The 13557-nt window shown below is 68.4% G+C and carries 11 protein-coding genes and 1 pseudogene; 8 read left to right on the top strand and 4 right to left on the bottom strand.

The window, feature by feature from the left end; translation table 11 throughout:
• Window positions 1–353: 353 nt before the first annotated feature.
• Window positions 354–1019, bottom strand: coding sequence for a class I SAM-dependent methyltransferase (locus ACZ514_RS31855; RefSeq protein ID WP_469126295.1), 666 nt, complete (start codon window positions 1017–1019; stop codon window positions 354–356).
• Between the two features lie 1566 nt (window positions 1020–2585).
• Here ACZ514_RS31855 and ACZ514_RS31850 point away from each other — a divergent pair.
• The 4 genes and pseudogenes from ACZ514_RS31850 to ACZ514_RS31835 all read left to right on the top strand — a co-directional run bounded on the left by ACZ514_RS31850 (window position 2586) and on the right by ACZ514_RS31835 (window position 5607).
• Window positions 2586–3209 (top strand): hypothetical protein, encoded by a 624-nt coding sequence (locus ACZ514_RS31850; RefSeq protein ID WP_469126294.1) that lies wholly within the window; start codon window positions 2586–2588, stop codon window positions 3207–3209.
• A 47-nt stretch (window positions 3210–3256) separates the two neighbouring features.
• Window positions 3257–4183 (top strand): hypothetical protein, encoded by a 927-nt coding sequence (locus ACZ514_RS31845; protein ID WP_469126293.1) that lies wholly within the window; start codon window positions 3257–3259, stop codon window positions 4181–4183.
• A 103-nt stretch (window positions 4184–4286) separates the two neighbouring features.
• Window positions 4287–4808, top strand: a pseudogene (locus ACZ514_RS31840) (helicase associated domain-containing protein); the annotation flags it as partial.
• A 376-nt stretch (window positions 4809–5184) separates the two neighbouring features.
• Complete coding sequence (locus ACZ514_RS31835; protein ID WP_469126292.1) at window positions 5185–5607, top strand: hypothetical protein; 423 nt, start codon at window positions 5185–5187, stop codon at window positions 5605–5607.
• Window positions 5608–5655: 48 nt separating this feature from the next.
• Here the strand turns inward: ACZ514_RS31835 and ACZ514_RS31830 are convergent, their stop codons facing one another.
• Window positions 5656–6123, bottom strand: a complete 468-nt coding sequence (locus ACZ514_RS31830; protein WP_469126291.1) for a hypothetical protein — start codon at window positions 6121–6123, stop codon at window positions 5656–5658.
• A 350-nt stretch (window positions 6124–6473) separates the two neighbouring features.
• Between ACZ514_RS31830 and ACZ514_RS31825 the strand changes: the two genes are divergently transcribed.
• Window positions 6474–6695, top strand: a complete 222-nt coding sequence (locus ACZ514_RS31825) for a hypothetical protein (RefSeq protein ID WP_469126290.1) — start codon at window positions 6474–6476, stop codon at window positions 6693–6695.
• 79 nt (window positions 6696–6774) lie between these two features.
• On the opposite strand, the gene ACZ514_RS31820 is transcribed toward ACZ514_RS31825, so the two are convergent.
• Complete coding sequence (locus ACZ514_RS31820; protein WP_469126298.1) at window positions 6775–7551, bottom strand: HEAT repeat domain-containing protein; 777 nt, start codon at window positions 7549–7551, stop codon at window positions 6775–6777.
• Window positions 7552–7689: 138 nt separating this feature from the next.
• Entirely contained in the window at window positions 7690–7995 is a 306-nt protein-coding gene (locus ACZ514_RS31815) for a hypothetical protein (RefSeq protein WP_469126289.1), read from the bottom strand.
• 750 nt (window positions 7996–8745) lie between these two features.
• Here ACZ514_RS31815 and ACZ514_RS31810 point away from each other — a divergent pair.
• The 3 genes from ACZ514_RS31810 to uppS all read left to right on the top strand — a co-directional run bounded on the left by ACZ514_RS31810 (window position 8746) and on the right by uppS (window position 13368).
• Window positions 8746–9399, top strand: a complete 654-nt coding sequence (locus tag ACZ514_RS31810) for an ABC transporter ATP-binding protein (RefSeq protein WP_469126288.1) — start codon at window positions 8746–8748, stop codon at window positions 9397–9399.
• Window positions 9396–10556, top strand: coding sequence for a polyprenyl synthetase family protein (locus tag ACZ514_RS31805; RefSeq protein WP_469126287.1), 1161 nt, complete (start codon window positions 9396–9398; stop codon window positions 10554–10556). Before ACZ514_RS31810 ends, ACZ514_RS31805 begins: the two co-directional genes overlap by 4 nt.
• A gap of 214 nt (window positions 10557–10770) precedes the next feature.
• Complete coding sequence (gene uppS / locus ACZ514_RS31800) at window positions 10771–13368, top strand: polyprenyl diphosphate synthase (RefSeq protein WP_469126286.1); 2598 nt, start codon at window positions 10771–10773, stop codon at window positions 13366–13368.
• The last annotated feature ends 189 nt before the right edge of the window (window positions 13369–13557 follow it).

Here is a 13557-nt window from a genome sequence, read left to right as displayed (position 1 = left end):
CCCGCGGAGCGGGTCCCACAGCGCTGCGCGCTGTGCCAACGAACCCCCTCGCTTCGCTCGGGGGGAGCCCGCTTCGCGGGCTCAGGGCCGGCCCTTCGGGCCGGTGTCCTGCGCTGCGCTTCGGACGGTTCGGGTTCCGCTGCGCTCCACCCGAACGGGCCCGCTTCGCGGGCCATGATGTTCCCGCTGCGCGGGAGTGACCCTGTTTCACAGGGTCTGGGCCTCTGGCCCGTTGGGCGGGTCCGCTTCGCTCCCCCACCCTGGGTCTTCCGGCTCCGCCTCCAGACCACGGCCCGCTCCGCGGGACCGAGCTGGCAGCAGTAAAGAGACCTGTCGTCGGGCCCGGTGCTCCTCTAACCCAGGCGGGCCAGCAAGTGGGCGTCGAGGAAACCCCGTTCGGAGGCCGGATCGTGGAGCAGCCGGGCAAAGGGCACGAGCCCGGCTTCGGTCAGCAAGTCGGCGAAGCGGTCCGCCGGCCAACTGTAGGCGGGGGCCACCTTGTGGTCGAAGCAGATCGGCTCCGGCTCTTCGGTCGCGAAGAAGGAGACCAGGAGCAGGCCCCCGGGCGCCAGGACGCGTACCTGCTCAGCGAGGAGCGCGGGCAGTTCACCAGGCGGGGTGTGGATCATGGAGTAGTGGGCCAGCACGCCGCCGAGCGCGCCGTCCTCGACCGGCAGGGCCTCCATCCGCGCCTCGTCGAACCGCAGTGCCGGATGAGCCCGCCGGGCATAGTCGACCATACCCGGGGAAAGATCGAGCCCGAAGACGTCCAGCTCCAGATCATGCAGCATGGCCGTCAGATGTCCAGGCCCGCACCCGACATCGGCCACCCGCAGATTCCCCACCCCGCGCACCAACTCCGCAAAAATGCCGATCATCGCCCGCGCGAACGGCTGCGTCTCCAACCGATTAGCGAACATCGACGCATACAACTCGACGACCCCGTCATAGGCCGCCCTCGTCTGCTCCTGGTGGACCCTCACACGGAGGAAGCTAACACCGTCCACGGTCAGAACCATTCTCCGGCCCCATGCCGACTACACCGGTCAGGGGCACAGCCCATCTGACTCAACCTGAATCAGAGCTAGAACCTGGAAAGACCATCCCGTACCAGAACCACCGGTTGCCGACAGGAGTCAGGCCCTGACTGGCCTTCATACCTCGTATGCGCCGGCTCCCTTTGCTGTACCGGATGGCGGTGGGTGCTGTCAGTCGTATGCCGATACAGGTCAGTTGGGTGCCGAAGGGCTGGGATACCTGGAATCGGGGCGGCCGGCTGCGCCGTCCAGTGCTCGGCGCGGAGAGGGGCGGCGTGTGATGGAAAGTGGCGAGGATCCTGTGAGCAGCCCTGCCGCCGTGTTCCCGCCCCGGGCCGGACGGGCTTCCACGATGCCCCGCCTGCTGGACCTCGATGGGCGAGGTGAACTGACGCCCGCTCACGTACGCCTGGTCGCCCAGGCGCTGGGGAAGTCGGAGCGGGCCGTGTGGCGGTGGCCGGCCGCAGCCAGGGAAGACCGCCGTTTCGCCCGGATGGAGGCCTCGCACTTCAGTGTCACCACGGAAGTGAGGCGGCTGCTGGCCCTGTGGGGTGGCAACGCCTCCCGCGTCCACGCCGAGCCGTTGCAGCAGGCAGCCAAAACCCGGGCGCGCCTGCCCCGCCGTCGCTCTCCACACTGCACCGGGCGATCCGACGGGACCTGACCCGCGGCGAGCGGGCCGGACTCAAGAACGTCGAAGCCGCCAGGCGCGCCCATGACGTGTTCGGGCAGTGGCCGGCGACCCACCGCAACGCCGTATGGGAGGGCGACCACAAGCACATCCCGGTCGAGGTCGACGTGGAGGGCGAGCTGGCCACCCCGTGGGTGACCTGGTTCATCGACTGCGCCACGACGGCCATCACCGGAGTCGCGGTCACCGCGCACGCACCAAGCCGGGACGCGGTGCTGGCCTCCCCGCGGATCTCAATCACCCGCACAGAGCCATTCGGCCCGGTAGGCGGCCTGCCGGGACATTGTAAGCCCCTACGCCGACTCCTGCTGGACACTCAGGACGCCGGAGTGACCTCGGATACCACGGCGGCTCTGCTGACTCGGAGAAACCGGGCAGGCTCACGTGCCGTACTCTCGGCCCGTGCGGCTTCCTCAGAACCGCCGATCAGCTCGCTGCGGAACTCGAATGCGACCGGCGCTGAGCGACCGGAGAGAGCGGCGACAAGCTGATCAGCTCCTTTCGAACGCTGGCGTCATCGGACACGGACCCCGGAAGTCGAAGCGAGGCCGCGCGGCGGCTTTCGCTCCTGCGCTGATCGGACGAGAGCAGTTGATCTTCCCTCAGATCGGCCGACCACTGGCGAAACGGGACACCCCTCTGCGGCGCACCCTTGGCCCGACACGAGGTTCGGGTGCCAGGCGATGTATCCAACGGCGGTGACTCGGCCGCCGCTGACGAGGACGTCCACGTCGGCGCGGGGCGGGGTGCCGGTGCCGTATTCAACAGCGTGCGCCGACAACCCTCTTGGGATGATCGTTTTCTCTGACGGCGTGCCACAATGCCTGCTGGGGTCTGACACAAGGAGCCGAAAGACAATGCTGACGGAGACGTCGGGCCGCACGGCCCATGACCTGGCCGCCGAGCTGGCGGGCCTGCGTGGTCTGGACTGGACCTCTGTGTGGCAGGGCCCGCCGCAGGGCGGCTCGTCGGAGTGCCGTACGTGGTGCCAGCGTAACGGCTGGGAGCCGCAGACGGCGGATCGCAACCTCGTCGTACACAGCAGCGCCGGGGGCAGGTGGACGCTCGAAGCGAACGGCAACTGGCACCCGGTCGAGAGTCTCACCCACTGGGCGTGGCACGTGGGTGCGACCGACGCGGCGGAGAACCCCGAGGTCCTCGCGCACGCCGCCAGGATGTGGCCGGAGTTTCTCATGGCAGCCGAAGGGGTACTGGGGCCGGCGGCCTGGAGCGGGCCCTGGGACGCACAGGACTTCCCGGAGCCGCCGCTGACCGGTTTCTGGCCGAGCCGGGACTACCGCCTCAAGACGCGCACCCCGTATCGCATGGCGTTCTGGCAGCCTACGGGTGGTCACCCCGGCCAGCCGTGGTTCGTGCTGGTCCAGTCGGTCTCCTTCGCGGCGTGGACCTCCGACACGCCCGGCGGCTCACGCCTTCGGCTCAGCGTGAACGCCCCTGAAGGGACAGGGCAACAGCTGTGAGGCCCGATGCTCCTCCCACACCGGAGGAAATAGCCAGGGCCTTCGCCTTGCAGAAGCAGCATGCTGAGGCGACTCCCAAAGACCAGGAGGCAGGGGCCGAGGTGGCGGAGAGGATATACAGGGACTACCAGGCGAGCTATCCGGACGGGGGTCCAACTCTGCCGGACTTCATCGAGGGAATCGGGCGAAACGAGTCGGTCACCAATGACGCCCGGGGCCCCCACCGGGCCTTCTGGTCCTACGAGTCCGAGCTCGAGGGCGCGGATACCCCGGTGCCGAACCGGTTCCTGGCGCGGGCCTGCGGCGAATCGCGCGGCCTGCAGGTCTTGGAGGACACTCCGGCCGGGCACCAACTGAATTCCTACGCCCTGGACAATCGTTATGTGCGGGAAGGTCTCGTCGAACACTTCGACTTCGATCCGGTGGAACTGGACACCGTCCACGGCCAGGCATGGGATTCACTTTCGGACCGGTTTGCCCAGGCGACCGAGGGCCTGGCGATCCCCTTCGCCGCCGACGTCACCAGGGGCTCGGTGCTCGGCAAGACCGAGATGCCAGCGCTCCTCAAGAAAGCCAACGTCGGCAAGGAGGGCATCAAGTTCGCGACACCGCTACCCCCGCACGAACATCTGCCGAAGGAGATCCACGAGCTCATCTCCGCCGACCCCGTTCGCTGCCAGCTGTTCAAGGACGACTACGCCTTCACGAAGTCCCCGCAGAGCTTCGCTGGTGCACTGGCCGCCATTGACGTGCCCGAGAGCCACAAGGCGGCGCACAAGCAAGCCGTGGACCAGCTGGCAAGGGCGAAGAGCTACGGCGAACTGAAGCTCAAAGCGCAGGCCAATGCCTTCCTGCCCGGCGTGACGCTCCCGACCAGCGTCACCCAAGCCGCCACCCGTAGCCGTGGCGGGCACGGCGTACTCAACCCGGTGACTGCCGAACTCGCACCGAAAGTCAGCGGGCTCGAGCGATGAGTGCCGACCACGGTCTGCCGTCGCGGAGGGGGCAACTGCGGCGTCCGAGGCTTGGTGGTCTGCGGTGTCTGGAAGGTCGGTTGGGTCGGTTGATCGGATATTCCTGGCCGCGATCGACAAGGACTGGAACTGCCCCTGGCCCCTTGGACTGGCAACGCCACCACCGCGTCCTGGCGGAGCCGTCGACGCCGACGGACAGCTGCCCGACATCGCCCCCGGCGTACTCATGGACGGCAACGACATCGGACGATGGCTCCAGCAACAGAAACAGCCAGCCACCTGGGCCCGGCTCCTGCCCGAACAGCAGGCACGACTGACGGCGCTGGGCGTCGAGCCAGCCCAGGCGCCGCCTCCGGCCCCGGTGGCCGCGCGTACGGCGAAGGGGCCGAGCAATACGCAGCAAGCGTTCCAGCGGGGCCTGGCCGCCCTCGCACAGTGGGTCAAGAGGGAAGGTGCGGACCGGCCAGTACCCCGCGCCCACGGCGAGGAGATCACGGTCGACGGCGAGGCGGAACCGGTGGTGGTGAAGTTGGGCGTGCGGATCTCCAACACCAAAACCCAACGCGACAAACTCACCACCGACCAACACGCCGCCCTCGCGCAGCTGGGCGTCGACTGGGCGTGACAGGCTGCCCGGCTCGTCGTTGAGCGGAGAGGTCAGCGAAGTGGAGGCCCCGGGGCGTCGTGACCCCCGGGGCCTTCGTCTTGCTCCTGGCACCGGACGGCGGTGCAGCACGGAGCTGCAACGCGGGCCCCAGACCGGCCTTCGGCCGGTGTTCTCGCAGGTCAGATGTGCAACGTGGTCACGCGTTGCAGAGCCGGTGTTGCAGACCCGAGCGGGGGTTGCAGTCGCCGGTGTCGCGTCACCGCTTCGAGTGGCTTGTTCATCACCGGGCCCCGGGGAGCCTTGCCGGGAAGCACGCACCCCTGTGGTCCCCGTCAGCTATACCGGAGCGGGGCCGACTGCCCTGCCCGCCGTAGGGGAAGGAGCCCACCGCCTCATGACCGACGCCGCGAACACCCCTCCCATCACCCGCGCCGCCCGCGTGCTCACCGCCGCCTTCGTTGTCATCACCGTCGCCTACATGGGCTTAATGACCTTCATCTCGGTACCTGAGCTCACGGAATACATGAGCGGCCGGGACATCGACTTCCCGGTGTTCCTAGCCATCGCGGCCATCGCCGGCCCCGCCCTGTTCTGGGCCTTCATCGGTCTCGGCATCGGGCTGAGCAAGACGGGCTGGGCGGCCGGACTCGCCAGCACCGGGATCCTCGCCACCCTCACCTACGGGTGGCTCCTCGCTTCCTCCAACGGCCAAGGCTTCTCCTACTGGCTGTTCCTCACCCTGATCGTCGCCACCAACCTCGGCGCCTTCTGCGTCATGCCCTGCGCCCTCGTCCGCGGCACCATCGGACGACGCTGACCTTCCAGGCCGTCCTGCTGCGCCTTACCCCACCCGCGCAAGCCACGCTTAGGACTGCTCAACGCTCTCTGCGTCCCACCTGCCGGCGAACTCCTCCAGGGCGCGCTGCTGCTCCTCGCGGGCAATCTCCCGAGCAAGGACGTCACGGTCGATGTATGGGTCGACAGCGGCCAGGACCAGGCGCTGGAGTTCGTCCGGCTCCAGCGCTTCCACCTCCCACTGCACCGGCTGATCGATGTCGAAGCCGTAGCGGCGGGCGAAGGCCGGCCATCTCGGGTCGTCGCGCTTGCCCTCGGCCGCCGGGAGACCGTACGCGCGGACCTGCTCGTGGGTGAGCAGCACCCGGGTAACCGAGCTCCAGCAGCCGGTCCGCTCCACCCAGTCCCGCTCGATGTCCTCGCCCGAGCAGTCGAAGTCGCCGACCACGGCAAGGTGGGCTCCGCGCTGTTCGTGGGCGACGCGGTTGCGGACGACATCGGCATAGGAATGGGAGCTGAAGCCGCGGACGATGAGCACGGGGATGCCCGCGAACTCGAGCCAGCCGGTCAGCTGCGGCCGAAGGGTGTCCTTCTCCGCTGCGACTTTACCGACCGCAGTTTGGGCTGTTCGTGATGTTCATGATGGCCTGTGACCTGGGCATTCTGGATCAGTTTACCGACCGGGATGTCCGTCACGTTTCGGTGGTCGGTGTGGAGAGTTGTGGCAAGGCAGATAGTGATAGGCGATCTCCGGGTGCAGGAGATCCGGCGGGCCGGTGATCGACGGTCCTGGACGATCGTGTAGAGGCGTCCTGGCGCGAGCGGACCCTGAACGCCGAGGACGGGCTCAAGGCCGCGAACGCCGAGATCCTGGCCCAACGGACCCGCATGGGTGAACTCCTCGGCCAGATACGAGACCTGGAAGCCGAGTGGACCCAGGAATCCATCGCGCGGATCACCACCGAGAACACCTCACTGAAACAGCGGGTCCGCAAGCTCACCGAGGACAGCCGGACCTTGGACGAAGGGCTCAAGGCAGCCCGCTCCAACAACCGCTTCCAGGACCGGCGGATCGCCGACCTCGAAGCCCAGCTCACCGAGACCGTCTGACCGTCAAGGCTCTCCGCTGCCCCGGCCGCTTCCGGCGGCCAGGGCAGCGGAGCCGTCAGAACGCAGATCGGGCGCTGATTCAGAACGGGAGATCTGATGTGTCGCCCGACGTGAAGGTTGGTCCTGTTGCCCAGGGAATGGGGTCGTCCTGGGCATCACAGACCGCGAATGCCTCTCGTTGCCCTTCCAGTCCGGCAGGGTCTTCACCCCATGCGAGGAGAGCGTCGATGGCTCGCTCGCGGTACTGCCACAGTGCACTCACCCCCAGAACGTCCCGCAGCAGTGGCACCAGGGTTGCCCGATGACAGCGCAGCCGGGGATCGTCCAACAGCGGAATGCATGCCGCGATCGCCGCCTCACGCACGTCCGGGTTTGGGTCGTTCAGACACTCTGAGACCGCGGAAAGGAGCATCGGGCGGATCTTCCGGGTGTCCACCGACGGCGGATAGTCGTCAGGATCGAAGCCAAGGTGCCGGCTAGTCGCTGCTGTCTCGTCGTCTGCCGCGCAGGCGACCGAGTTGAGCCAACCCAGCAACTCGGAGCGCAGGGGCCCCGGGAAGTGGTGAGACTTCTTGTCGACGGCCACCGTGGTACGCGGGTCGGCAAGGACCGCAGCCACATAAAGCGCGGCTGGCACGGTTGCTGAGTACAGGGTGTTCTGGTGGTGCACTGCGTGATGAAGGTGATCCAGAGCCCGGGCCCGCGCTGGCTGATCACCATCCAGTAGCGCAACGAGCATCTTCGGGGTGTCGTCTGCAGCCCCGTACGCATGTTCCAAAGAGCCCCAGTCGCTCCCCGCCAACAACTCTGCGGGTTCAGGCAGACCAGCAGCGGAACCAAGGGCGGCATCGTTCATCACGCCCGGAGTATGACAGCGCTTGGCAAGGTCAGTTACAGCGGGACAACCGATTGATGAGCCACAGGACGATCCAGCGTCGCGTATCTCTACCGACGTCATCGCGAACATGTAATCTACTCATCGACGCAGGTCAGATCAGCCAGTCAGCTCCCGACGGTCGGTAAATGCGACGCACAGGGCGTGCTCCTGGCCGGCGGTGCGGTCGAGGCGGAACCAGTCGGGCATCCCGCGTACGAAGGCGTCCGCGCTCGGCCACGCCGGTGGGACGTGGACTTGGCGGACGGTGTCGATCAGGTCGGGGACGCGGCCCTCGCGGCGGGCCTGGGCCAGCCGGGCGAACAGGCGGCGGTACATCAGCGGCGTGTACGGCAGCACGCCCTCGGCAGCGAGCCGGTACATCACCTTCCGCAGCGTGACCTTCAGCGGCCCGTACCTGTCCACGAGCTCCCGAGCGCGGTTTACGACGAGGGGCCACCGGATCCGTTCACGAACCATACCGGTACATGTCCCCCTGCGGTGCCGCCGGCCCCCGGGGCACGGGACAGACCTCTTCGTCCGGCTATCGCGGACAAAGAGGTGTCGTTTTCCGAAGGGGGCTGGTGCGCCTTCCCAGAGGCGGTGCCGGCGTAGCGCCCGTAGTCCCAGACCTCAGGTGCGAGCGGGCCTGGGACATGGTGCCGTTGCCGAGTTAGAAGAGGCGGCCGAGCAAGGCGCAGCAGACGTTCCAGCGGGGCCTGGCGGCCCTTGCGCAGGGGGTGGAGCGGGAAGGGGCGCCCACCGACCGGTGCCGCGCGCCCACCGCGAGAAGGCCGTGAGGGCGAGGCGGAGCCGGTGATGGTGAAGCTGGGCGTATGCGCGCACCCGCGGAGGGCAACGCGCACTGCGGCGGCGGTGCCAACCACGCCTCAGCGCCCCCTTACTGGCCTGTTGCGCGCCTGCGGCTTCAGGGTGCCGGAGGCCTCGGCCGGAGCGTGTCGCACTCCACAGGGCATTCCGCGTCGGAGGGCCAGCATAGATGTCAGCGTCGTTTCCCTGCGCGCGCGGCGGGGGTCCGGGCCTGTTGGCGGCGGGTTTCCGCGCGGCAGCAAAGGCACGGCGACGGCACGCGGTAACGGCCCAGTCCGCGAGATCGCACGCCATGGAGCGCTTGTTACCGCGCCACCATCGCGCAGTTCAGTCGTTGCCTATGAAGTGAACAATTCAACCTGGGCGTCCGCAGGTGCCCTTCTGCGTCTCCATGACGTCCGTAAGGCTTATGGGCGGCGCCCGGTACTGTGCGGGGTAAGCGTGGACGTGCCGCGGGGCTGTCTGCTGGGCATCGTTGGCGCGAACGGCGCCGGCAAGAGCACGCTGCTGCGCATTTTGGCGGGTCAGGCCGCGGGTGACAGCGGGACGGTCCAGTGCCGAGGGCGGATCGGGTACTGCCCGCAGAACACTGTGCTGCACCCGGCGTTCACGGTCGCTGAGCATGTGCGGTCCTTCCAGGCCGCCTACCGGCTCGAAAGCTGTGCGCGCGCGTGGGAGCTGCTGGAGGAGCTGGGTTTCGACGAGAGCCCTCGCAGCCGCATGCACACGCTCAGCGGCGGGACGCGGCAGAAGCTGAACCTGGCCCTGGGTTTGATGCACGACCCTGAGGTGCTGCTCCTGGATGAGCCGTATCAGGGCTTTGACTGGGAGACCTACCTGCGGTTCTGGGACATCGCTCAGGGACTGCGGGAGCGGGGCCGCGCGGTCGTGGTCGTCTCCCACCTCGCCTACGACCGCGAGCGTCTGGACGTGCTGTATCAACTCCAGGACGGCGTTCTGGCCGTCGATCACAGCAGCGCTGCGGGAAGGGTCGCATGAGCCGACGGCAGTCTCCGGTCACCGCTGTGCGCGATGACGCCTCCAGTTCAGCGTCCGCGCTGCTGCAGTCTGCTCGCTCCGTGGGCTCCGGCGCAGATCGGCTGGACTTGGACCGGTTCGTTCGCAGCATCGAGGAGGTGCTGACCGTGTTCGTGGCCGACAAGGTCAGCGGCAGCCGTGCCGAGGAGCCTGGTCTGGAAGAGCTGCTTGACGCGGTGGGTGACTTCACCTCCGCACCGGGCAAGCGGATCCGGCCCTTGTTGTGCGTGCTGGGCTGGTACGCGGCCGGAGGCACAAGCCCCGTACCGCCGGTCTCGGTCCTGCGGGTGGCTGCCTGCCTGGAGATGTTCCACGCGTTCGCGCTCATGCACGACGACGTCATGGACGGCAGCGACCAACGTCGGGGCCGGCCGTCCCTGCACCGCACTCTGGCGGCGTACCACCCGGGCCATCCCAGGGCTGACCGGCTGGGCGTGAACGCGGCTATCCTCGCCGGCGACCTGGTGCTGGTGTGGTCCGATGAACTCCTCACCGGCACGCCCATGACTCCCGAGCAGCTCAAGGCCGTGCTGCCGGTGGTCTACCGCATGCGACGCGAAATCGTCACCGGCCAGTACCTGGACTTGGTGACCACAGGCCGTCCCACCGGCTCCCTGAGCACCGCCTTGCGCATCGCCCGATATAAGACCGCCCAGTACACCGTGGAAGGCCCGCTGCAGATCGGCGCCGCGCTCGCCGGCGCGGATCAGTCGCTCCTGCACGTGCTCAGCACCATCGCCTTGCCCTTGGGTGAGGCGTTTCAGCTGCGCGATGACCTGCTGGGTACCTTCGGCGACCCCCGCCGTACGGGCAAGCCCGCCCTGGACGACCTCCGCGAAGGCAAGCACACCGCCTTGCTCGCCTGCGCTCTGCGCCGGGCGGACCGGGCCGGTCAGGAACTGCTTCTCCGCACGGTCGGCGCGGCGGATCTGGACGCCCATACGGCAGCCCGCATTCAGGGGCTGCTGGAGGAGTGCGGCGCCCGCCAAGCGGTGGAGGACCTCATCGAAGAGCGCCATCACCAGGCCCTGGAACGCCTGGATCACGCCCACCTGCCTGCCGCGGCGGCATTCGCGCTGCGCGACCTGATCCAGGCCGTGCACAACCGAACCGCATGACGGGCGCCGCTCTCGCAGTGACCCGGTCCTGTCACCCGTGCGCACCCCTGGGGCCAGACCCGGCCTCCCACCGCATTCGTGGAGTGAAAGTGTCAACGACCCAGCACAACCCTGGCCACCCGCACCGGTCGCAGGACGGCGTCCTGACCGCCGACCGACGCGGCGTCACCGGGCGTGCCGCATGAGGTGGTGGGGGCGGTGTCTGGGGACAGCGGTGCGCCACGCTGCGCTGGAGCAGGCCCGCAACCGGCTCGCACTCGTCCTGGTGCTCTTCTTCGTTCCGCTGTGGCTGACGCTGGCCTACCAGGTCCTGCCCAGCGACCCGGTCCGGTTCTTCCTGCGCGCGGCCGATCAGCCCGTGGCCCTGGGCGCCAACACGGTCAGCCAGCTGTCCGGGGGGCTGCACTCCCTCGCGCTGATCGTCGGGTTCATGATGTTCCTCGCTGCCAGCCGCTCCGCGGAATTCGACCACCGCATGGTGCTCGCCGGCTACCCGCGCATCTGCCTGCTGCTGGCCCGCAGCACCGTACTGCTCCTCACCGCGGCACTGACCGCCTCGTATGCCACGGCATGGGTGTGCTTCTTCTACCGGCCTGAGCGCCTGGACGTCCTGGCCGCAGCGTTCATGGTGGGAGCCCTGACATACGGGGGCGTCGGGATCCTCCTGGCGGCGCTGCTGCGCAGTGAGCTCGCAGGGATGTTTGCCGTCATCATGCTGAGCTTCATCGATCTGACACTGCAGAACCCCGTCGCCAACCCTGCCGCGGACGGTCCGCTGCTGAAGTGGCTGCCCGCCTACGGGGCGATGCAGTCCGCCGTGTCCGCGGTCGACCTCACCCACACCCCCGGGCGGCACCTGTTGCTCGGCCTGTGCTGGTCGGCAGGGCTGACCGCCGCCGGCCTGGCCGCTTTCACCGCCCGAACCAGCCGGCGTACCATCGCTCAGAGACTCCTGGGCGGGCACGCCACCAGTCCCCGCGCCCGTCAAATCGCCCTGCGTCTACTGCACCCGGTCCGCACGCACATCTACCGCCAAGCCGGTATCCACGACACCACGGTCATCGCCGGCTACGAAATCTGCCGCCGCCTGATGCACCGGTCGGGTCCGGTGGAAGCAGCTCTCACCAAGCTCCTGCCCGGCCGGCTGCGACCGTTGTTCTGGGCCATGTACGGATACGGGCGGCACCTCGACGACCTCTCCGACACCCAGCACCTCGACCGGCGGGAACGAGTCGAACGGGTCAGCCGATTCAGCGAACTGCTGGAAGCCGATCTGCGGGCAGGCCACAGCGAAGTCCCCCTGCGCGCGGCCTTCGTGCACGCCGTATGGACTTGGGACCTGCCCAGCGATGGAGTAACGGCACTCAACGCGGTATACCGCCAGGACGCCAAAGGCCAGAGCGCCCTCACCACCTGGGACGACTGGTACACCTACTGGCGCACCCTCACCTTCCCCTTCGGCGTGAGGCGCCTGATGGCCCTGCTCACCGCCCCCGGCTTGGCCTTCACCCCCGACGACGCCCAGGCGCTGCGCGTGTGGACCGACGCGCTCAACCTCATCGATGTGCTGCGGGACCTACGAGAAGACGCCGCGGAGGGCTTCGTCAAGCTGCCCGCCGTCGTGCTCGTCGAGCACGACGTCAGCCCTGGAGCTCTCGCCCACGGCCGGGCGGACGGCCGGTATGACGACATGGTCCATGCCATGACCGCCCAGGCCCGCCAGTGGCTGGCTCAGGCTGCGACCGTCGGCGCCCAGCACCCACCCATGGCCGCGGCCCTGCAAACCGTCATCGCCCTGCACCTGCTGGAACTGGCCCGCATCGACCGCAAACCCCACGCATTGCTGCAGCGCCGCTCCCGGGCCAACCCGGTCCGCTTCCACCTCACGCTGGCCCGCGGCCGACTCCGTACGGCCAGGGCTTGGCACCGCCACACCCAGAGCGCCGCCACCGCTCCTTCCACCATCCACCTGCCGCACCCCGCCGAGCGCGACCACGACACAGCGCGCACGACCCCTCCGCTGCCACCGGTGCCCCACCCCAGCGGTGTGCAGCCGCCCCAACTGCCCGCCCACCTGGTCCCCCGACACGTGGCGCTCATCATGGACGGCAACGGACGATGGGCCACCCGCCAAGGCCAGCCGCGCACCGCCGGCCACAAAGCCGGCCAGCTCGCGGTGCGGGAGGTCATCTACGGCGCCCTCGAAATCGGCCTGCCCCACCTCAGTCTGTACTCCCTGTCCTCGGAGAACTGGGCACGTCCCGCCGCTGAGATCCAGGCCATCCTGCGCCTGGTCCGAGACGGCCTCGTCATGGAAACCGAGGAAGTCTGGCGACGCGACGTCCGGCTGCGCTGGTCCGGCCTCCCCGAAGGACTGCCACCTGAGCTGGTGCGCGCACTGCGTCAGACCGAGCACCTCACACGCCACCGCACCGGCCTGACCGTCAACATGTGCATCAACTACGGCGGCCACAGCGAAATCACCCAAGCCGCACGCGAACTCGCCCGTCAAGCGGCCGCGGGGACCATCCAACCCGACGACATCACCCCCCGCCACCTCGCCGCCCACCTCCACCACCCCGACCTGCCGGACGTGGATCTGCTCATCCGCACCGGCGGCGAACAGCGCACCTCGAACTTCCTGCCCTGGCAGTCGACCTACGCCGAACTCGTCTTCCTCGACACCCTGTGGCCGGACACCGACCGCACCCACCTGTGGCAGGCCATCGACACCTACACCCGCCGCGACCGTCGCTTCGGCACGACCCCTTCCGCACCCACCAATCCCGACGAACAAGCCCTCACCGGGTGATCATGCGTGTCCCGTACCGGCCACCCTGTCCTTCGAGGACCTCGGCCCCGTCCCGTTCACGGTCGAGGTCCACGGCGACCCCGAAATCACCTGCACCACGGCCAACGCCCCACTCGTGGAATCCCGCTCCCACCCAATCCAGCGTCATCGAGCGCACCCCAGCGCACGACCGTCCCAACCGATCAGCAC

This window comes from Streptomyces sp. NPDC034086, from assembly GCF_055575515.1.
Note: the sequence above shows the minus strand (reverse complement) of the source record. Positions and strands in the feature narration are given on the sequence as shown.